The organism is Microlunatus phosphovorus NM-1 (assembly GCF_000270245.1).
Lineage (GTDB): Bacteria > Actinomycetota > Actinomycetes > Propionibacteriales > Propionibacteriaceae > Microlunatus > Microlunatus phosphovorus.
In genome coordinates, this window is record NC_015635.1 from 3,920,601 (window position 1) to 3,940,712 (window position 20,112).

18 protein-coding genes are annotated in these 20,112 nt (G+C 67.5%); 9 read left to right on the top strand and 9 right to left on the bottom strand.

Annotated features, from left to right (window positions below; all coding sequences use genetic code 11):
* Positions 1-322: 322 nt before the first annotated feature.
* Positions 323-1,027, bottom strand: coding sequence for a TIGR03936 family radical SAM-associated protein (locus MLP_RS17490; protein ID WP_013864488.1), 705 nt, complete (start codon positions 1,025-1,027; stop codon positions 323-325).
* 118 nt (positions 1,028-1,145) lie between these two features.
* Here MLP_RS17490 and MLP_RS17495 point away from each other — a divergent pair, with 118 nt between their 5' ends.
* The 6 genes from MLP_RS17495 (at position 1,146) to MLP_RS17520 (ending at position 6,726) form a co-directional block, all read left to right on the top strand.
* A complete protein-coding gene (locus MLP_RS17495) occupies positions 1,146-1,466 on the top strand; it encodes an ArsR/SmtB family transcription factor (RefSeq protein WP_013864489.1) in 321 nt (106 codons plus the stop codon).
* Complete coding sequence (locus tag MLP_RS17500) at positions 1,459-2,013, top strand: SRPBCC domain-containing protein (RefSeq protein ID WP_013864490.1); 555 nt, start codon at positions 1,459-1,461, stop codon at positions 2,011-2,013. Before MLP_RS17495 ends, MLP_RS17500 begins: the two co-directional genes overlap by 8 nt.
* Positions 2,014-2,244: 231 nt before the next feature.
* Positions 2,245-3,684, top strand: a complete 1,440-nt coding sequence (locus tag MLP_RS17505) for an FAD-binding oxidoreductase (RefSeq protein ID WP_013864491.1) — start codon at positions 2,245-2,247, stop codon at positions 3,682-3,684.
* Positions 3,685-3,778: 94 nt separating this feature from the next.
* The gene (locus tag MLP_RS17510; protein ID WP_013864492.1) at positions 3,779-4,882 is read left to right on the top strand and encodes a glycosyltransferase; all 1,104 of its coding nucleotides are present in this window, start codon (positions 3,779-3,781) and stop codon (positions 4,880-4,882) included.
* A 65-nt stretch (positions 4,883-4,947) separates the two neighbouring features.
* Positions 4,948-5,385, top strand: coding sequence for a DUF6884 domain-containing protein (locus MLP_RS17515; protein WP_156821202.1), 438 nt, complete (start codon positions 4,948-4,950; stop codon positions 5,383-5,385).
* Between the two features lie 90 nt (positions 5,386-5,475).
* Entirely contained in the window at positions 5,476-6,726 is a 1,251-nt protein-coding gene (locus MLP_RS17520; protein WP_013864494.1) for an MFS transporter, read from the top strand.
* Between the two features lie 28 nt (positions 6,727-6,754).
* Here the strand turns inward: MLP_RS17520 and MLP_RS17525 are convergent, their stop codons facing one another.
* The 8 genes from MLP_RS17525 to MLP_RS17560 form a co-directional block, all read right to left on the bottom strand.
* Positions 6,755-7,399: a pyridoxamine 5'-phosphate oxidase family protein gene (locus MLP_RS17525; protein ID WP_013864495.1), complete on the bottom strand. Its 645-nt coding sequence runs from the start codon at positions 7,397-7,399 to the stop codon at positions 6,755-6,757.
* A gap of 125 nt (positions 7,400-7,524) precedes the next feature.
* Positions 7,525-9,456, bottom strand: a complete 1,932-nt coding sequence (locus MLP_RS17530; RefSeq protein WP_013864496.1) for a TIGR03960 family B12-binding radical SAM protein — start codon at positions 9,454-9,456, stop codon at positions 7,525-7,527.
* Positions 9,457-9,589: 133 nt separating this feature from the next.
* On the bottom strand, positions 9,590-9,985 hold the full coding sequence (gene mnhG, locus MLP_RS17535; protein ID WP_013864497.1) for a monovalent cation/H(+) antiporter subunit G: 396 nt from the start codon (positions 9,983-9,985) through the stop codon (positions 9,590-9,592).
* Entirely contained in the window at positions 9,982-10,386 is a 405-nt protein-coding gene (locus MLP_RS17540) for a monovalent cation/H+ antiporter complex subunit F (protein WP_013864498.1), read from the bottom strand. Before MLP_RS17540 ends, mnhG begins: the two co-directional genes overlap by 4 nt.
* Positions 10,383-11,027 carry a Na+/H+ antiporter subunit E gene (locus MLP_RS17545; RefSeq protein WP_013864499.1) on the bottom strand — a complete coding sequence of 215 codons (645 nt, stop codon included), beginning with the start codon at positions 11,025-11,027 and terminating at the stop codon, positions 10,383-10,385. Before MLP_RS17545 ends, MLP_RS17540 begins: the two co-directional genes overlap by 4 nt.
* A gap of 22 nt (positions 11,028-11,049) precedes the next feature.
* Positions 11,050-12,579 carry a Na+/H+ antiporter subunit D gene (locus MLP_RS17550; protein ID WP_013864500.1) on the bottom strand — a complete coding sequence of 510 codons (1,530 nt, stop codon included), beginning with the start codon at positions 12,577-12,579 and terminating at the stop codon, positions 11,050-11,052.
* Positions 12,576-13,106 (bottom strand): Na(+)/H(+) antiporter subunit C, encoded by a 531-nt coding sequence (locus tag MLP_RS17555; protein ID WP_013864501.1) that lies wholly within the window; start codon positions 13,104-13,106, stop codon positions 12,576-12,578. The genes MLP_RS17550 and MLP_RS17555 overlap by 4 nt, the downstream gene beginning before the upstream one ends.
* Entirely contained in the window at positions 13,103-16,162 is a 3,060-nt protein-coding gene (locus MLP_RS17560) for a Na+/H+ antiporter subunit A (protein WP_013864502.1), read from the bottom strand. The genes MLP_RS17555 and MLP_RS17560 overlap by 4 nt, the downstream gene beginning before the upstream one ends.
* A gap of 172 nt (positions 16,163-16,334) precedes the next feature.
* Here MLP_RS17560 and MLP_RS17565 point away from each other — a divergent pair, with 172 nt between their 5' ends.
* From MLP_RS17565 to MLP_RS17575, 3 genes are all read left to right on the top strand, one after another.
* Positions 16,335-17,321, top strand: a complete 987-nt coding sequence (locus MLP_RS17565) for a nucleoside-diphosphate kinase (protein WP_013864503.1) — start codon at positions 16,335-16,337, stop codon at positions 17,319-17,321.
* Positions 17,322-17,596: 275 nt separating this feature from the next.
* Positions 17,597-19,096 (top strand): arylsulfatase, encoded by a 1,500-nt coding sequence (locus tag MLP_RS17570; RefSeq protein ID WP_013864504.1) that lies wholly within the window; start codon positions 17,597-17,599, stop codon positions 19,094-19,096.
* A 46-nt stretch (positions 19,097-19,142) separates the two neighbouring features.
* Entirely contained in the window at positions 19,143-20,099 is a 957-nt protein-coding gene (locus tag MLP_RS17575; protein WP_013864505.1) for a formylglycine-generating enzyme family protein, read from the top strand.
* The last annotated feature ends 13 nt before the right edge of the window (positions 20,100-20,112 follow it).

Consider the following 20,112-nt stretch of genomic DNA (forward strand, 5'->3'; position numbering starts at 1 on the left):
CATGTCGGTCGCAACGGCGGTTGGGGTGACCGCGTCGCGGAAGCCTGTGGCGTCGATGGCTGGGAGCCGATCACCCGCGGTCGAGCACGCCGTCAGGCGGTTCGTCGCGGTGGAGATAGCTCACCCGCAGTCTCCGCGAGCTGTCACCTCGTGGAGCGGGAAGTCACCGAATGAGGTGCGGGTGCACCTCAGCCGTCAACCAGTATCCCACACGTCCCAAAGGCCACCCGAATCGTCACCCCGGCAGCCCGGTCGCAGTCGCCACGGAGAGCACCAGACCGCCCCACGATCGAAGCACGAGCCAGACGCAGAGCCGCCCACATCACAGGGGCGGGGTGATCTCCCCGGTGGTCGAGTCGAGGCGGCCTTGGGACAACCGGGTCAACAGCGGCGGATGGGTCGGACGCCAGTCCGGCTCCACTTCAGCCAGCGCGCTGAGCAGATCATCCGGCCTGACCAGCGGCACTTGGTGAGCAATGGTCGAGATCAGCCGCCCTGGTTCGTAGCGCAACTGGAGCACCGCGCCCCGGGCATCGAAGGTGCGCAGTCCGGACTTGGTCATCCGCGAGACCTCGACCGATTCTCGCGCCAGGAACGTCTCCACTGCACGCTCGGCGACAACGGGTTCGATGCCGACCACATCGATCCGCCACCGGGAGGCCGTGAGCAGGTCGGCCAGCGTGTCGCCCGGTGCCACCTGCACGGCGACGATGTCCAGCCCTATCGGCAGGGCTTCGTCCAGCGACGCCCGGACCTGCTCCGGGTCACACTGCTCCGCCAACCCGATCTCGACATACTCTGCCTCACTTGCCGAACCGGTGGGCGAGGCGTTGGCGTACGAGATCCGCGGGTGCGGTGAGAATCCTGACGAGTACGCCATCGGCACCCGCGCCCGGCGCAACGCCCGCTCGAACGCGCGACCGAAGTCGCGGTGGCTGGTGAAGCGCGCTCGGCCGCGCCGGGCGTACCGGATACGCAGCCACTGCACCGGCGGCGCCTGTTGTTCCGGCTGGGGGCGAGACGTCACGCCCGGAGACTACCGACCCGAGTGCCAGCTGTGGTCGCTTCGACTCCCATCGATTCCGACGATCCTCCCGGCAGTACATTGCTTGACGGCAATATTGCCAATAACGCATACTCACTGTATGACCGCCAGCCTGTTCGAGGTCGTGGCCGAGCCGCACCGCCGTCGGATCCTGGATGCCCTCCGCGACGGCGATCGCTCGGTCACCGAGCTGGTCGAGCTGGTCGGTCTCGCCCAGCCGACAGTGTCGAAACACCTGAAGACGCTTCGCGATGCCGAGTTGGTCGTGGTGCGGCCGGAGGCGCAACGCCGCTGGTACCGACTACGGCCCGAGCCGCTGCGCGAGCTCGACCAGTGGCTGGAGCCCTATCGCCGCACGTGGGCGCGTCGCCTCGACGCCCTCGGCGACCACCTCGATCGGATGGAGGAGAACGATGACTGACCTGGAAGCTGTCGACGCCTTGGCAGGTGCCGCGGACCTGGGCGAGCTGATCCACGAGGGCGACCGAGTGGGCCTGCGGTTCGTCCGCCGCTACCGCCACCCGGTCGAACGAGTCTGGCGTGCGCTCACCGAATCCGATCAACTGCGGTTCTGGATGCCCTGCGACATCGTCGGCGAGCGCCGGGCCGAAGCACCGATCACGTTGCCGTTCTGGCCCGGGCACGTGGCGAAGTACGGCATCACCGAGCCTGTGCTGAGCGGCGAGATCCAGATCTGGGAGCCGCCCAGCCGATTCGGCTGGACCTGGGGCGGCGATGTGCTGCTCTGGGAGTTGGCCTCGGTCGCCGACGGCACCGAGCTCACCTTCACCACCTGGCCGGCCGACCCTGACCTGGCGGGCGCTGTCAGCTCCGCAGCCGGCTACCACATCTGCCTGACCGAGCTCATCCTGCTGCTCGATCGCGGCAGCGCACCCCCGATGACCGAGATCGACGCGGTCGTGTTCCGGTTCGAGGAGGCGTACAAGCAGCGCTTCGGTCTCGGCTGAGCCTGGCGGATCCCAGTCGGCGCACGAGCGAGTCCGCGCTGACATGGCTCAGATTCGTACGCACCCGCTGTCACTCAGATGACAGCGGCGAGCCGTATCGGTCGAGGGGGACGGCTGCTCTGATTCCTCGGTGTCCACCCAACATCCCAACGCCTACCGGCGAACGGGACCACCCCGAGGCGGGCGGCTCACCTGACACATCCGTCAGTCTTCTTCGAAGGGATCACAACCGTGACCATCGACCTCACCGCAGGCCGACCTCAACCCGCCGACTCCACCAGCACCGCTGCTGCCGCATTGCGCGAACTCGCCAGCTGCCCGGTGCACCTCCGGACCGATCCCGGCTACGACGAATCCAGACTTGCCTGGAATCGGGCCGTCGAGCAACGACCCGCCGCGGTGGCCAAACCCAAGACCGCGCACGACGTCTCCCGGCTCGTCCGCCTGGCCGCCGAGCTGGGTCTGCGGATCGCCCCACAGTCCACCGGGCACAACGCCGGCCCTCTTGCTCAGCGCGGCTTGGACGATGTCGTCATCGTCAGGACCGGCGCCCTGTCCTCGGTCACCATCGACTCGGTCCGGCGGATCGCGCGCGTCGGCGGTGGCACCATCTGGGATCCGGCGGTCACCGCGGCGGCCGAGCACGGGTTGGCTGCCTTGCATGGCTCGTCACCCGATGTCGGCATCGCCGGCTACAGCCTCGGCGGTGGCATCGGCTGGTATGCGCGCCAGCTGGGTCTGGCCGCAAATCATGTCACCGCGGCGGAGGTGGTGATCGGCGACGGGACCATCGTCCGGGCCGACGCGGACCATGATCCGGAGCTGCTCTGGGCTCTCCGCGGGGGCGGTGGCAGCTTCGGCGTGGTGACCGCGCTCGAGTTCTCCCTGTTCGAGATCCCCTCCGCGTACGCCGGCTTGATGGTCTTCGACATCAGTCGCGCAGAGGAAGTGCTGCGTCGCTGGTCGACCTGGGCGGTCGAAGCGCCTGACCAGGTCACCGCCTCGTTCCGGGTGCTGCATCTGCCGCCGCTGCCGGATCTGCCGGCCTTCCTGCGAGGGCGCTCGGTTGTCGTGATCGACGGAGCCGTCCTCGCCTCCGATGATCGGGCTGACCGCATCCTGGCTGGTCTGCGCTCACTCAAGCCGGAGCTGGACACGTTCCTGCGGGTGCCGGCGGCTTCGCTGACCAGGCTGCACATGGATCCGGAAGGCTCCGGGTCCGGGATCAGCGGCACGGCGATGATCCGTGAGTTGCCCGAGGCCGGCATCGATGCCTTCCTGTCCGCGGTCGGCGATCGCACGTCGACCTCATTGATGATGGGCGAACTCCGCCAGCTCGGCGGTGCCCTGTCCCACCCCGCCGATGGTGGCGGCGCGGTCTCGCACTTCGACGGGCAGTTCCTGGCCTTCGGTGGCGGCCCTGTGATGTCGCCTGAGGTGGCGTTGCAGGTAGGCGCCGACGCAGCCGCCTTCACGCGGGCGCTGGCGCCGTGGACCGGGGGTCGGACCTACCTCAACTTCGTCGAGGACGCCGTCGACACCCGTCAAGGTTACGACGAGCTGACCTGGCGTCGGCTGTCCGGGATCCGGTCCGCGGTCGACCCGAACGGGGTCTTCGCCGCCAACCACCAGGTGCCTCGGCTCTACGAGGACGGCCGGCCCAGCCGCTGAGGCGGCAAACGTCAAACAATGGATAGTTTCGTCCCCGATGTCGGGGATGAAACTATCCATTGTCACGATCGAGCAACCCGGATAGCGTCCGGGAGTGCGCGTCGTATGCTCCTTCGTCGGCGGGGCCGGTCATCTGCATCCGCAGATTCCCTTGCATCGAGCCCTCGCCGCTGCCGGCCACGAGCTCACGCTGCGAGGGAGCGCCTCTGCGACACAGACCGCTCCCCGCGAGATCTACCGCACCATCGCTGGGCGACCGGATCAGCGAAGCCAGCTTGCAGACGAGATTGCTCCCCTGGCGCCGGTCGACATCGAACACGAGCTGGCGGTCATCGCACGTCACTTTGCCGGCGATGCCGCGCGTACCTCGGCTGCCGCGATCAGTGCCGATTTGGCGAGTACGGACCTCGTTGTCTGCGACGAAGTCGACTTCGGAGCCATCGGGGCAGCGCAGCAGGCAGGCATTCCCGTCGCCGTTGTCGCCGTCGCCGTCTCCGGGGCCATCGTTCGGCCCAGGCTGCTTCACGACGCGCTGACGGCGCTCGGCCACGACCTCGGAATGTCGGGGCCGGTCCGCCCGTACGGTGACGCCTTCGTCGTCCCATTCGACCCGTCCATGCGGGACCCCGCCCATCCCGCACCCTCGAACGCCCTCTGGATGCGTCCCGATTCCGGAGCTGCACCCCAGCCCGACGGCTCGATCGTTGCCACGCTGGGCACAGAGTTCAACACGGAGTCCGGCGATCTGTTCGACCGGATACTCAGCGCCCTCGCCCTGCTCGATGCCCCAGCCACTCTCGCAGTCGGACGCGATCTGGACCCATCGCGATTCGGCGATCAGCCCGCGCACATCAAGATCCGGCAGTACGTCGACCTCGCCGCCCTGGTTCCTCGTGCCAGTGTTGTTCTTCACCATGGTGGTAGCGGGTTGTTCCTGCAGTCCGTCCTGGGTGGAGCGCCCCAGGTCGTGTTCCCGATGGGAGCCGACCAGCCGTTCACCGCCGACCGCGTACATGACCTGGGCTTGGGTCGAGTCCTGGATCCCATGACTGCGACGCCGGACGAGATCGCCAGAGTCATTTCGGCGGTTCGGGCAGACGGGAACATGCGTAGCCGAGTCTTGGCCCTCCGTAGCTCGACCTTGGCGCTACCCGAGCCTGCCGCAGTTGTCGAGCACCTCAGCCGCATTGCTCGCTGAATCAGCGGTGCAATTGGACGGCAACTCAGTTGCAGTGCACCGGTGCCTCTGTCACCGTCAGCATCGTGAGCTACGACGTGTTGCTGGTGAGCTGCTCGTACGAGAAGCTCGACCATCCAACAGAGGCACGCGAGCTCTACAGCGCTGATCGGTTCCGGCTGGCCCGCAGTTACGCCGAACGGTCTTCGTCGCCGTGGTTCATCTTGTCCGGTGAGCATGCACTCGTTCGACCACGCGACTGGCTCGCACCCTACGACACGGACCTCAACGAGATGCCGTCGCACTACCGGTCGGCGTGGGGACTGTGGGTGGTTGCCAAGCTGACCACAATCTGCGGCGACCTCGACGGTCTCGTGGTGGAGATTCACGCACCCCAGTCGTACGTCGACCCGATTTCCGCGCCCCTGGCAGCCGCCGGAGCGACCCTGCAACTGCCACTCGCCGGTGTGGCATGGAGTGAGTGGTCCACTTGGTATCGACGCATTCCTGAATGCGGCGCCTGACGCACCGGCTGGCAATCGCTCCGGCAACGCTCAGGAATCCTCCGGCATCCCGAAGCGGTCGGACGGCAACTGGTCTGGTTGAGTCAGCGTGTGAATCTCCGGAACCGGCGCGTAGATCTGCCACCGGGATTCCGGCGCTTCTGGTGGGGCGAGGCGGTTTCGGGCTTCGGCACCGCTGTGACGTTGTTGGCGCTGCAGACGCTGGTAGTAGTGACGCTCCACGGCGGCGCGGTGGAGGTGGGCTGGCTCAGCTCGGCGCGTTGGTTGCCGTATCTGGTTCTGGGTCTGGTCGTCGGGGCGCTGGTCGATCGCGTCCGGCGTCGACCGGTGATGGTCGCCACCGACTTGATCCGAGCCATCTTGCTGGGAGCGATCCCCGTCACCTGGCTGCTCGGCGTCCTCACGTTTCCTTTGTTGCTGGTCATCGTGCTTCTGTTCGGAACTGTCACCCTGGTCAACGACGCGGCCTCGATGTCCTTCGTGCCGCGATTGGTCCCCCGCGACCAACTGCAGCGCGCCCATGCTCGGCTGGATGGTGCAGATGCGGTCGCTCAAACGGCGGGCCCCGCCGTTGCCGGCGCGCTGATCCGAGTCATCGGTGCACCGCTGGCAGTGCTTGTCGACGCGATCAGCTATCTGTTCTCGGCGGCGATGGTCGCCACCTTGCGCAGCGTTCCCGAACCGGCTGCCGCGTCGTCGGCGAAGCTGGACGTTCGGGCGCTCACTGCGGAGATCCGGGACGGCGTGCGGTGGGTCTATGGCGGCTCGGGCCTTGCTCGGCTGGCAGCAGGGACCCACACGTGGTTCGCCGCCCAGGCAACACTGCTGGTGGCGGTGGCGCCGTACGCATTCCTGCAGCTCGATCTATCGGCATTCCAGCTCGGTCTGGTCTACGGAGCCGCTGGTGTCGGCGCCCTGGGTGGCGCCGTGCTGAGCACCACGCTCGGCCACCGGCTCGGCACCGGCGGAGCCATCATCTGTGCGTACGCGGTCTCCGGCGGTGCCGTCGTCGTCATGCTCGCCGCGGGATTCGTCCCCGCTGGTTGGACAGCCGCAGCCGTGTTGGGCGTGGGCCAGTTCGGCCATGGCTGGGCCATGGGTCTCAGCAACTCACACGAGATGACCTATCGGCAAGCGCTCACCCCGGACGGGCTCCAGGCTCGTACGAACACCACGATGCGTTCGCTGAACCGGGCGGTCGTCGTGGTCGTCTCCCCACTTGCCGGTCTCGCCGCCGACCGCCTCGGCTTCGCTCCGACACTCGCTGCGGCCGCGATGATCTTCGTCGTGGCGGCCGCGATCCTGGCGCTCTCGCCCATTCGGCGAGCACGGATCAGCTGACCGGATCTGCCACGGCCTCACCCGACGATCACCGGTAGAGCTTCTCCCGATATTGCTCGCCGTAGTAGACAGTCAACTCCTCCAGCGTCTTGTCCGGGGCATCCAGCGCCTTCGCGATCGCCGCTCTCGACGGCAGCGGGTCACACCAGCTCTCCGGCTCCCAGAGCTGCGAGCGCAGGAATGCCTTGGCACAGTGGTGGAACACCTCCTCGATCTCCACCACCAGCGCCAGGATCGGCCGATGCCCCTTGACGACCATGGATTCGAAGAAGTCCGCTGACCGGACCAGCCGGGCGCGGCCGTTGATCCGCAGCGTGTCGCCCCGGCCGGGGATGAAGAAGACCAGCCCGACGTGCGGGTTGGCGAGGATGTTGCGGTAGCCATCGACCCGCCGGTTGCCGGGTCTCTCCGCGATGGCGATAGTCCGCTCATCGAGCACGTACGCCAGCCGCCCCGCCGGATCGCCCTTCGGCGAGACATCGCAGCGTCCGTCGGCATCGCTGGTCGCGACCAGACAGAACGGGGACGCCGCCAGCCATTGCCGGTCCAGCTCATGCAAGGCCGGCCGGACCTTGTCCTTGACTCGCTGGATGGGTTCGCCGATCAACGCCGTGAGCTCGGCGTCTGTGGTGATCTCGTCGATACCGGCGATCTGGTCTGTACCGATGGTCATGGGCCCAACTCTTACCCAGATGCCGGTCTTCGCCAACGGGAATTCGGCGCCGACTCGCTCCTAGGGTCGAGCTGCGTTCACCAAAGTCGTCATCCTCCTGGCAACGACCAGATCGAGGTCGGACCTCAGACTGGGGTCAACGGCAGGAGCTGGCGCCCGGTCGGGCCGATCTGGATCTGCGTACCGAGGTCGGGGCAGACGCCGCAGTCGAAACAGGGGGTCCAGCGACAGTCCTCGACCTCGGTCTCGTCCAGCGCGTCCTCCCAGTCCTGCCAGAGCCAGTCCTTGTCTAGGCCCGAGTCGAGGTGGTCCCAGGGCAGCACCTCGTCGAAGTCCCGCTCCCGGGTCGTGTACCAGGAGACATCGACGCCGGTCCCTTCCAGCGCCAGCTCGGCACAGCGCATCCAGCGGTCGTACGAGAAGTGTTCGCTCCAGCCGTCGAACCGGCCGCCGTCGCGCCATACCGCCTCGATCACCGCGCCGACGCGTCGGTCGCCGCGGGACAGCAGGCCCTCGACCACCCCCGGCTTCCCGTCGTGATAGCGGAAGCCGATCGACTTGCCGAACTGGCGATCCTGTCGAACGGTGTCGCGGAGCAGCTTCAGCCGCCGGTCGATCGTGTCCGCATCGCACTGGGCAGCCCACTGGAACGGGGTGTGCGGCTTGGGAATGAAGCCGCCGATGCTCACCGTGCAACGGATATCGCGCCGACCGCTGGCCTCCCGCCCGGTCTTGATCACCTTCTGCGCGAGATCGGCGATCCCGAGCACGTCCTCGTCGGTCTCGGTCGGCAGACCGCACATGAAATAGAGCTTCACCTGCCGCCAGCCATTGGCGAACGCAGCGGCGACGGTGCGGATCAGGTCGTCTTCGCTGACCATCTTGTTGATCACCTTGCGAAGCCGCTCCGAACCACCTTCGGGCGCGAAGGTGAGACCGGAACGCCGGCCATTGCGGGACAGCTCGTTCGCCAGGTCGATGTTGAACGCGTCCACCCGGGTGCTGGGCAGCGACAGCGAGACATTCGTGCCCTCGTAGCGATCGGCGAGTTGCTTGGTCACCGGTGCGATCTCGGAGTGGTCGGCGCTGGAGAGGCTGAGCAGCCCGACCTCCTCCAGACCGGTGGCCTCGATGCCCGCCTGCACCATGGCCCCGATCGTCTCGATGTTGCGCTCCCGGACCGGTCTGGTGATCATTCCCGCCTGGCAGAACCGGCAGCCTCGCGTACAACCACGGAAGATCTCCACCGAGTAGCGCTCGTGCACCGTCTCGGCCAGCGGCACCAGCGGCTTCTTCGGGTAAGGCCACGAATCGAGGTCCATCACGGTGTGCTTGACCACCCGATCCGGCACCCCGGACCGGTTGGGCGTCACCGACGCCAGCGAGCCGTCAGGTCCATAGGCGACGTCGTAGAACCTCGGTACGTAGACGCCGCCGGTCTCGGCCAGCCGGAGCAGCAGCCCGTCTCGGCCGCCAGGACGGCCCTCGGTCTTCCATTCCCGGATCACCGCGGAGATGGCAAGAGCGATCTCCTCGCCGTCACCGAGTACCGCCGCGTCGATGAAGTCGCTGATCGGCTCCGGGTTGAACGCGGCGTGGCCACCAGCCAACACGATCGGCTCGTGTTCATCACGATCCACCGCATGCAGCGCCATGCCGGCCAGGTCGATCGCATTCAGCAGATTCGTGTAGCCGAGCTCGGTGGCGAAGCTGACTCCGAGCACGTCGAAGTCGCCGACCGGACGATGGTTGTCGAGGGTGAACTGCGGGATGCCGTGCTCCCGCATCAGCTTCTCCAGGTCGGACCAGACGGCGTACGTCCGTTCGGCCAGAATCCAGTCTCGCTCGTTCAACACCTCATAGAGGATCGCGATCCCCTGGTTGGGCAGGCCGATCTCGTACGCATCCGGGTACATCAGACACCACCGGACCTCGACGGATTCCCAGTCCTTGACGACGCTGTTCAACTCGCCGCCGACATACTGGATCGGCTTGCTCACGCTGGCCAGCAACGGTTCCAGCTGCGCGAAGAGTGACGGTGTGGGGGCGATGGTCACCGTCCCAGGGTAAGAGACTTCGGCATGGGGCGCTGCAGGCCGGGTTGGGCGGACTGGCGGTACCGCCACGGCACGTTAGCTGCGGGCCCGTCACTGACAACGGTGATCAACCCGCAGCTTGTGCCAGTGATCGCTAATCCCTGTGGTCGGCGCTCTCCCCTTCGTCCTCACCGGAGGACAGGTGGAAACCGGCCTCCGCCAGATCGTCGGCCAAATCATCCTCGACCAGCAGATCTTCTCGAACCTGCCCGGTGCGATAGGCCGTCCGCGCGACCATGTGCGCGGAGACCGGGGCGGTCAGCAACTGCAGGATCGCCACCAGCACCAGCATGCCCAAGGGCTTGAAGCTCTGCAGCGAGAACGCGACGCCGACGATCACGAACAGCAGCCCCAGGGTCTGCGGCTTCGTCGCCGCATGCATCCGGGTGAGCACGTCCGGAAAGCGGACCAGCCCCACCGCGGCGGCGAAGCAGAGCATCGCGCCGAGCAGCAGGAACACCGCACCCACGATGTCGAGCACCGGGTTCATCGGCTGGCCTCCGGATGCTCCGACGCTCCCTGCCGGGACCCATCCGATTCGGACTCTCGCCGCCCGGCCCCGCCCTGCGCCGAGCTATCCGACGCCGAAGCCGACGCTGCAGCATCCCGCCATTTCCCGGTCCGATCTCGGTCCGCGGCAAACTTCGCCATGCTCAACGAACCGGCGAAGCCGAGCAGGGACAGCACCACCATGATCGGGATGGTGGTGGTGTGATGGTTGAGCGCGGCTTCCATCGCCAGGGCTGCGATCACCACGGCGACCACGACGTCGGCCGCGATCACCCGGTCCAGCGTTGACGGTCCCCGCGTCATGCGGACCAGGGTCAGCGCCATGGCCGCGGCCAGGAACGCGACGCCGATCATGATGATCACGCTCGCTGCGCCGGTCATCGACCCTGGCCCTTCTCGGTCCGGGTCCAGCCGGCGCGGCCCTGTTCGATGGCCGCGATCTCCGCGTCGGAGCCGAACGATCGGATTACCCGCTCCTCGGCCGCCAGCACACTTCGCCGGGCGGCGACGATGTCGGCCTCAGATCTGACGTCCATGACGTGCAGATAGAGCACGCTCTCCTGACGACGCCCCTCCATCACCAGGCTGCCCGGCACCAGCGAGACCAGCTCTGAGGTCAGTGTCAGATAGAGGTCGGAGTGGGTCCTCAGCTCGACCCGGACGACGGCGTTGCGGACCGTGTGCCCGAAGTGGAACGCCTGTGCAGCCACCACGATGCTGGAGCGCACCAGATCGAACAGCAGGATCGCGATCATCTTGGTGTGCGCCCAGACCCGGAGCCGGCCGTGGAAGTCGATCGGCGGCAGCGGGAACACCCAGGTGATCAACAGCCCGAGCACGAACCCTGACACCAGGTTGGCGATCGACAGATCACCCCAGAGCAGCACCCAGACCACCGCTGCCACCAGGGCCACCCTCAACTGCGGTCGACGCCGTCGGGTCGTCAGTCGCGGCGTGGTCGGCTGTTCGGGCGCGTGATCGCCGATGACGCCGCCCAGCCGGGTCTCCTGGTCGCCGGTCATCGCATTCCTTCAGGCACGTCGGTCATCGCACTCCCTCGGGCAGCACCGCATGGACGTACGGGACACCGCTGAGCAGGTCGGCTGCAGCCCGGTCGGAGTAGCCGTACAGCGGACCCGCCACGAAGGTGATCCCGAAGCCGATCAGCACCAGGAAGCCGGCGGTCACCACCATGCCTCGGGGCAGCAGCACCGAACGGCGACGAACGACCAGCGGGTTCCCGCTCGGCGTGCTGTCCGGCACCGCACGCCAGAACGCGCGGTTCCACACCTTGGCCATCGCATACAGGGTCAGCAGGCTGGTCGCCACGCCGCCGACCACCAGCACGTACGCGAGCGCGCCGCCGTGTTCCACACCGGCCTCCAGCAGCCCGATCTTGCCGACGAACCCCGACAGCGGTGGGATGCCGGCCAGATTCATCGCGGGCACGAAGAACAGCACTCCCAACATCGGGGAGAGCGCGGCGAGCCCGCCGAGCTCGTTCAACGAGGTGCTGCCGCCACGCCGCTCGATCAGCCCGGTGACCAGGAACAGCGTGGTCTGGATGGTGATGTGGTGCGCGGTGTAGAAGATCGCGCCGGCGTAGCCGCCCACATCGGCCAGTGCAATGCCGAAGATCATGTAGCCGATGTGGCTGACCAGGGTGAAGGACAGCATCCGCTTGATCTCGGATTGGGCGACCGCGCCGAGAATCCCGATGATCATGGTGGCCAAGGCGGCCCACATCAGCAGGCCGGTCAGCGGGCTGTCCGGGAACAACAGCGTCTGGGTGCGGATGATCGCGTACACGCCGACCTTGGTCAGCAAGCCGGCGAACACGGCTGTCACCGGGGCCGGCGCGGTCGGATAGGAGTCGGGCAGCCACGCCGACAGCGGGAACACGGCGGCCTTGATGGCGAAGACGGTCAGCAGGAGCAGTTGCAGCATCAGTTGGACGCTCGGCGACAACTCCGGCAACCGCAGCGACAGCTGCGCCAGGTTGACGGTGCCACAGGCCGCATAGATGCAGGCGATCGCGATCAAGAACAGCAACGAGGACAGCACACTGACCAGCACGTACGTGGTGCCCGCCCGGATCCGCTGGCCGGTGCCGCCGAGGGTCAGCAGCACGTACGAGGCGAACAGCAAGATCTCGAATCCGACGAACAGGTTGAACAGATCGCCGGCCAGGAAGGCATTGGAGACACCGGCCGAGAGCACCAGGAAGGTGGGGTGGAAGATCGAGATCGGCGTCTCCCGCTTGCGTTCCTCGATGTCTTGGCCCATCGAGAACACCAGCACGGTGAAACTGACGATCGAGGACACCAGCAGCATCAGCGCCGACAGCCGATCGGCGACCAACGCGATCCCCAGCGGCTCGGGCCAGGCCCCGACCCAGAGCACGATCGCGCCATGCTGGTCGGTGAGGAAGACCAGTACGGCGGCGACCACGACCACGGCCAGCAGCACGATGCTGGACACCGCCCGCTGTGCCCGGGGCTGGCGGCCCAGCACCAACGCAAGACCGGCACCGAGCAGCGGCAACAGGACCGGCAACGGCAGCAGATTGTTCATCGGCCCGCCTCCGCCTTGTCCGGGTCAGCCTTGTCCGGGTCAGCCTTGCCCGACTCTGGCGAGTCGGGATCCCCCTCGGTCTCCTCGGGCTCGTCGAGTTCCGGCTCGGCGTCGTCCTCCGACGGCAGCGAGCTGTCGGCCTCGTCGAAGCTCGCCGACGCCAGATCAGCCTCGGCGAGCAGCACGATCTGACGGTCCTCGACGTCGTCGGCGACCTCGTCGTGCCCATGCAGTTGGAAGCTGCGATAGGCCATCGTCAGCAGGAACGCGGTCAGTGCCAGAGTGATCACGATCGCGGTCAGCACCATTGCCTGCGGCAACGGGTCGGAGATGTCCCGGCCCTTATCGGTGCCGATGAACGGTGCCCCACCCGGCGATCCGGAGGCGACCAGGAAGAGCAGGTTGACGCCGTTGCCGGCCATCAGCACGCCGACCAGGATCCTGGTCAGGGAGCGTTCCATCATCAGATAGACCCCGGCACAGATCAGCACCGCGGCGACGACCAGCAGCGTCAGACTCGAGCTCATGGTGTCCCCGCCTCCGACTCGACCGCCCCGGAAGACCCGGCATAGCCCGCGCGTTCGGCGGCCCGGGACCGTTCCGCGCTCCGAGTGAGCAGTGCCGCGGCCTCGGCTCGTGGTCCGGCGTTCTCCAGAGCCGGCGTACGGTCCTCCTCCTCATGCTGGTCGATGCCGGCACCGAGGCTGCGCGCCAGGTCGAGCATGACCCCGATCACCACCAGATAGACGCCGATGTCGAAGAACACCGAGGTCACCAGGTGGATCTCGCCCAGCAGCGTGACCTCTCCCCACGGGGTGGGCAGATAGCTCACGTAGGGACCATGGATCTCGATCTCGAAGCTCTGCCCGATCCGGCCGCCCACCAGCAGCGGTGCGATCATCGCCAGGCCCGAGGTGAGCAGTCCGGCACCGAGCACCCAGCCCGCATCGACCGGCGCGGCCTCGTCGAGCTCGTGCCGGCCGCCGGCGAGATAGCGGATCATCAAAGCCATGCCGGCGACCAGTCCGCCGGCGAATCCGCCGCCGGGATTGTTGTGCCCGCTGAACAGGAAGAACAGCGACACCAGGATCATCACCGGGAACAGCAACCGAGTGATCACCTCGAAGATGATCGACCGCTTGATCGGCGAGAGCTGCTCGGTGCCGCGGAGCCAGGTCATCGGCCCCTGGGTGCTGTTGGCCGCGCGTGGTGCGGGTTGGCGGATGATCCGTCGGAATGGCCGGCTGGCGCCGGACGGCGCCTCGATCTCGGTGTAGCGGCGGTGCAGGAAGATCAGGCTGGCCACCCCGGTGGCGGCGACCACGAGCACCGAGATCTCGCCCATGGTGTCCCAGGAACGAATGTCGACCAGCGTGACGTTGACGATGTTCTTGCCGTAGCCGAAGGTGTACGCGGCATCGTAGAACGCCTTCGAGATCGGCGCCGCCACCCGAGCACCGGCCGCGAGATAGACCGCCGCCACCACCGTGCAGCCGACGCCGATCGCGATCACCAGCCGCCACCAGCGGGAGGAGTGCAGCGGCTCGTCGGTGAAGTACTTCGGCAGCTTGCGCGCGACCAGCACGAACACCACCACGGTGACGGTCTCGACCAGGATCTGAGTAAGCGCCAGATCGGGCGCGCCATGCAGCAGGAACATCAGCGCCGTGCCGTAACCGGTGACGCCCACCAGCATGATCGCCTTCACCCGACCGCGGGTGGTGGCTGCGAGGACGGCCACGACGATCATGGTCGCGCCGACCAGCAGCTGTCCCGGCGTGTCCCACAGCCGCAGCGCGGCCGGCCACTCGGGCATCCGCAACAGCACGCCGTTGGCCAGCACGACCAGCACCAGCAGGATCGTGCCGAGATAGATGGGCAGCGAACCACGCTGCGTCCGGGCGGTGACCTCGACGGCCGTGCGGTCGAGGCCGCGCATGACGGACTGGTAGACCTCCTCGGCCTCCCGGGACCGCGGGAAGGTCCGCTGCACGTGGGCGAACCAGCCCCGGGCGAGGAACAACGTCACGCCACCGGCCAGCGCGACCGCCGACATCAGCAGCGGGATGGTGACGCCGTGCCACAAGGCGATGCCGTGGCTCTCTTTGCCGACCTCCGCGGTCGCCGCCAGCGGGTCCAACACCCGGGTCAGACCCGGCCCGGCGAATCCACCGACCAGGCAGGCGGCCGCCAGGATCACCGGCGCCACGACGAATCCGACCGGCTCGGTCTTCACCTCCGTCGGCTCTGCCTGATCCTTGGTGGCGAAGGCGCCCCACAGGAAACGGAGCGTGTACGCGACGGTCAGCGCCGAGCCCGTGACCAGGGCACAAAGCAGGAGCAGCGCCGGTAGCGGCGGGATCCCGGTCTGGTCCCCGTCGGGCAGCAGATAGACCAGCGACTCGAACGCGGCCTCCTTGGCCGTGAATCCGATCAGCGGCGGCACGGCGGCCATCGACAGCGCGGCCACCGTGGCAGCGGCGGCCGCCGCGGGCAGCCGCTTGGCCAGGCCGGAGAGCTTGCGGATGTCGCGAGTGCCGGTGGCGCGGTCGACCACGCCGACGACCAGGAACAGCGCCGCCTTGAACAGGGCGTGCGAGACGATCATGGCGACTCCGGCCAGCATGGCCGACCGAGTGCCGAGTCCGCACATGGCCATCAAGAAGCCGAGCTGGCTGACCGTGCCGAAGGCGAGCAGCAGCTTGATGTCGTGCTGCCGCAGCGCCCGCCAGGCGCCGATGATCATGGTCGCCGCGCCCAGGGTGAGCACCACCGGCCGCCAGCCGGGCAGGTCGGCGAAGACCGGCGCCAGCAGCGCGACCAGGTAGACGCCCGCCTTCACCATGGCCGCGGCGTGCAGATAGGCGCTCACCGGGGTCGGTGCCGCCATCGCGCCCGGCAGCCAGAAGTGGAACGGCACCTGGGCGGATTTGGTGATCGCGCCGACCAGCAGCAACAGGATCGCAGCGATCGCCAGCGGTCCGTCGCCCAGTCGAGCCGGGTCGGCGAGCACGGTCGAGATCGAGAACGTGCCCGCGCCGACGCCGATCATGATGATGCCGATCAACATGGCCAGTCCGCCGAAGGTGGTCACGATCAGGGCGTTCAGGGCGGCACGGCGGTTGGCGGACCGGGTCGGGCTGTGGCCGACCAGCAGATAGGAGAAGACGGTCGTCAGCTCCCAGAACACGTACAGCAGGATCAGGTCGTCGGCGGTGACCAAGCCGAGCATGGCGCCGGCGAAGGCCAGCAGCAGTCCACCGGTGCGGGCCGGGATGTCCGGCTCGGGGAAATACCAGCGGCAGTAGAACAACACCAGCGCACCGACCCCGGTGACCAGCAGCGCCAGCACCCACTGCAGGGTCGCCATCCGGTAGGACAGGTCGACGCCGAGGGCCGGGATCCACGGGGTGAACCACTCCAGCGACTCGCCCGGGACGATCACGGATGCCTGGGCGACCAGCCAGCCGAACGCCACCGCCGGCACGGCGGCGAGGACGAAGAACGCCCGGGCGCGCAGCGCTCGCACCAGCAGCGGCGCGAGACACGCCACCGCGAAGTGCACGGCGATGAGAAGGGTCACGTCGGCCTCTCGTCGGTGGGCAGGCGGGGGCTTCGTCGTGGGGTTTCGTGGTGGTGGACACGACCCTAACCGAGGCCACCGACACGGCGACACTGCTGGGACAGCTGCCGAGGTATCGATTCGGTCGCGTACCGGTTTGCTCCAACAGTGCAGGACCGGCAGGCTTGGCGCCATGAGTGCAGCAGAGGTACGCGAAGCGGTCGATCAGCGATTTCCGGGTTCGGACGATGACATCGCTCGCGGCCGCCGAGACGCACCTGCGGGCAACGAGTTCGTAGTCTTCAGCAAGCCCGAGCTCGGCCGGCTGTCCGGTGCCGATCTGGAGAAGGTCTGGGACCTGCTCGCTTCCCTGCTGGACACGTACGGCGTGACGGTGCACCAGACGCTGATCCTGACCGGCCCCGAGCTGGAGTCCAGCGGCGCGATGGCCGACCACTACGGCGTCATCAACAAGATCTCCCGGCTCGGCCGCTCTGCGCTCACCGAGGCAACCGAACAGGCCCTGAGCGAGCAGTATGCCGACGAGCTGGCCGGTGGCGCTCTCGTGCTCGGGGGGCACCAGTTCCTGGACGCGTATCCGGAGTTCAGCCCGTACGCGCTCGGGGTGCTGTTCGCCAATCAGACGGTCGGACGGCTCGGTCCGGGCAGCTACGCCGTGGCAGCCTCGGTCGATGGGCAGCCGGTGATCATCTTGAACGGCTTCCATCCGCGGCAGTTGAGCTTCTTCACCGCCGAGGACACCGTCTGCGCCTTCCTGCGGTGCAGCAGCGACACCGCGTGGCAGTCGCTGCGCGGTGACCTGATCGGCACCACCGATCCGTCGAAGGCGGATCCGGCGTCGATCCGCGGCACCCTCTTCGCCGATCCCGCGGCCTTCGGGCTGGCGACCGTCTCGTACAACTTCAACGGCGTGCACATGTCGGCCGGCCCCCTGGAGGGCCTGGTCGAGCTGACCCGGTTCTTCGGCGGCTCACTGGCTGATTACAGCTTCTCCTCGGTGTTGGCCGACGCGGGCTTCGATGCCGACGGAATCGCCGCCCTGGCAGAGAATCCGACGTTAGAGGCCGGTGGCGAGCGTGGCTCGGCCTTCGACCTGACCGAGGGCGTCGACGCGGGCGCCGCGGCGACGCTGCTGGCTGGCGCGAGCTCGGTGGACTGATCGGACCGTCCCCAGCCGGGAGGACAGTCTCGTTGGCTGGGTTTCGCGACAGTCCCTCGCGTCGCCAGGCCCGGATCGGCATCGCTGGGATGACTTGCGCGCTGTGCCGGGAGACGATCACCCAACACCTGCTCTGGGGCCCCCGCGAGACCAAAGGCTGACCGGGACACTCTGCGGCAGGTTTCATTCACCTGGGGTGATGCCGCCCGGCGTTCCAGTCGGCATGCTCAATCACAGAACCGACCACCCGGTCAGCTGTGAATCAAGGAGCGAGCATGGCGGAGCAGCCGAACATTCTGATCATCTGGGGCGATGACATCGGACAGAGCAACCTCAGTTGCTACAGCGACGGGTTGATGGGCTACCGCACCCCCAACATCGACCGGATCGCCGAAGAGGGAGTCCGGTTCACCGACTACTACGGCGAGCAGAGCTGCACGGCCGGTCGGGCCGCCTTCATCACCGGCCAGAACCCTTACCGCACCGGGCTGACCAAGGTCGGCATGCCGGGCGCCGATATCGGACTGCGGGCCGAGGACCCCACCATCGCGACCGCGCTCAAGGAACAGGGCTACGCGACCGGCCAGTTCGGCAAGAACCACTTCGGCGATCGGGACGAATTCTTGCCGACCGCACACGGCTTCGACGAGTTCTTCGGCAACCTCTACCACCTCAATGCCGAGGAGGAGCCGGAGCAGTACGACTATCCGACCGAGGAGGAGATCCCCGGTTTCCGGGAGAAGTTCGGACCGCGCGGCGTGATCAAGTCCTGGGCCAACGAGGACGGCACGCAGCGGATCGAAGACACCGGACCGCTCACCAAGAAGCGGATGGAAACCTGCGACGAGGAGTTCCGCGACGCGACCGTCGACTTCATCCAGCGCCAGACGGCCGCCGACAAGCCGTTCTTCGTCTGGTTCAACTCCACCCACATGCACTTCCGCACCCACCCGAAGCCCGAGAGCAAGGGGCGAGCGGGACGGTGGCAGTCCGACTACCACGACACGATGGTCGACCACGACGAGATCGTCGGCGACCTGCTGAACTGCCTGGACGAACTGGGCATCGCCGACAACACGATCGTGATGTACTCCACCGACAACGGCCCGCACATGAACAGCTGGCCCGACGCCGGCATGACCCCGTTCCGGAACGAGAAGAACTCCAACTGGGAGGGCGCCTATCGGGTCCCAGCGCTGGTCCGATGGCCCGGTCACATCCCGCCGGACACGGTGCTCAACGGCATCGTCAGTCACAACGACTGGTTCGTCACGCTGCTGGCCGCCGCCGGCGAACCAGACATCGCTGCCAAGCTCAAGGCGGGCACCGAGCTCGCTGGCACCAGCTACCGGGTGCATCTGGACGGCCACAACCAGCTCCCGTATGTCACCGGTGAGGTCGAAGAGAGTCCGCGGCGGCACTTCTTCTACGTCTCCGACGACGGGGATCTCACTGCGCTGCGCTTCGACAACTGGAAGATCGTGTTCATGGAGCAGCGGGCACCCGGCACACTGAATGTGTGGCTCGAGCCCTACACGATCCTGCGTGCGCCGAAGGTCTTCAACCTGCGCACCGACCCGTACGAACGGGCGGACATCACCTCCAACACCTACTTCGACTGGGTCTTCGACCACGTCTGGCTGTTCGTGCCTGCGCAGGCGTACGTGGCGCGGATGATCGCCAGTCTGGCCGAGTACCCGCCGCGGCAGGCCCCGGCCAGCTTCAATCTCGATCGGGTGATGAAGAAGCTCCAGGCGGGTGTGCCGAGTTCATGAGAGTCCGCCACCCATGACGGGTTCGACTCATGACCAGACGCGACTCATGACCGGGCTCGAGCAGGCCGCCGAGATCGCCGGTGGCACGTTCACGATGGGCTCCGACCGGCACTACCCGGAGGAGGCACCCACCCACCGGGTGCGGGTGGACGGGTTCCGGATTCAGCGATCTGCGGTGACGAACGCGGAGTTCGCCGCATTCGTCACCGCCACCGGCTATCTGACGGTGGCCGAGCGACCGCTGGACCCGGCCGATTTTCCCGGCGCACCTGCAGAGAACCTGGTGGCGGGCTCGATGGTCTTCACCCCGACGCCCGGACCGGTCGATCTGCGCCACCTCAGCCAATGGTGGATGTGGGTACCGGGCGCCTCCTGGCGACACCCGCTCGGCCCGGGATCCGACCTGACGGAGCTGGCCGATCACCCGGTGGTGCACATCGCGTACGAGGATGCGGCCGCGTACGCGAACTGGTGCGGCGCGGCGCTGCCCACCGAGGCCCAGTGGGAGTACGCGGCCCGCGGCGGGCTGGCCGGTGCCGCGTTCACCTGGGGCGACGCGGCCCGCCCGGATGGCCGGCTGATGGCCAACACCTGGGACGGACCCGATTTCCCCTGGCGGTCGACCGGGGAGTCGGGCTGGCTGCGTACCGCTCCGGTGGGCAGCTTCCCGGCCAACGGATACGGCCTGCACGACATGGCGGGGAACGTGTGGGAGTGGACCCAGGACTGGTGGACGTCGCGACACCCCGAGGACGCCGCGAAGCCGTGCTGTGTGCCGGTCAACCCGCGCGGCGGCGAGATCTCCGACAGCTTCGACCCGCGGCAGCCGCAGTTCGCGATCCCGCGGAAGGTGATCAAGGGTGGCTCGCACCTGTGCGCCGACAGCTACTGCCTGCGTTACCGGCCGGCCGCGCGCCGACCACAGCCGGTCGACACTGGCATGAGCCACATCGGCTTCCGCTGCGTCTGGCCGGCCACCGATGAGCCCGAAGAGCCGTCGTGAACAAGGAGCCAGG

Bases quoted from the DNA above. Each gene is read 5' to 3' on its own strand.
- MLP_RS17500 (WP_013864490.1), top strand. From the start codon at position 1,459: ATGACTGACCTGGAAGCTGTCGACGCCTTGGCAGGTGCCGCGGACCTG.
- MLP_RS17540 (WP_013864498.1), bottom strand. From the start codon at position 10,386: ATGACCGGCGCAGCGAGCGTGATCATCATGATCGGCGTCGCGTTCCTG.
- MLP_RS17495 (WP_013864489.1), top strand. From the start codon at position 1,146: ATGACCGCCAGCCTGTTCGAGGTCGTGGCCGAGCCGCACCGCCGTCGG.
- MLP_RS17555 (WP_013864501.1), bottom strand. From the start codon at position 13,106: ATGAGCTCGAGTCTGACGCTGCTGGTCGTCGCCGCGGTGCTGATCTGT.
- MLP_RS17570 (WP_013864504.1), top strand. From the start codon at position 17,597: ATGGCGGAGCAGCCGAACATTCTGATCATCTGGGGCGATGACATCGGA.
- MLP_RS17575 (WP_013864505.1), top strand. From the start codon at position 19,143: ATGACCGGGCTCGAGCAGGCCGCCGAGATCGCCGGTGGCACGTTCACG.
- mnhG (WP_013864497.1), bottom strand. From the start codon at position 9,985: ATGAACCCGGTGCTCGACATCGTGGGTGCGGTGTTCCTGCTGCTCGGC.
- MLP_RS17550 (WP_013864500.1), bottom strand. From the start codon at position 12,579: ATGAACAATCTGCTGCCGTTGCCGGTCCTGTTGCCGCTGCTCGGTGCC.
- MLP_RS17565 (WP_013864503.1), top strand. From the start codon at position 16,335: ATGAGTGCAGCAGAGGTACGCGAAGCGGTCGATCAGCGATTTCCGGGT.
- MLP_RS17525 (WP_013864495.1), bottom strand. From the start codon at position 7,399: ATGACCATCGGTACAGACCAGATCGCCGGTATCGACGAGATCACCACA.
- MLP_RS17545 (WP_013864499.1), bottom strand. From the start codon at position 11,027: ATGACCGGCGACCAGGAGACCCGGCTGGGCGGCGTCATCGGCGATCAC.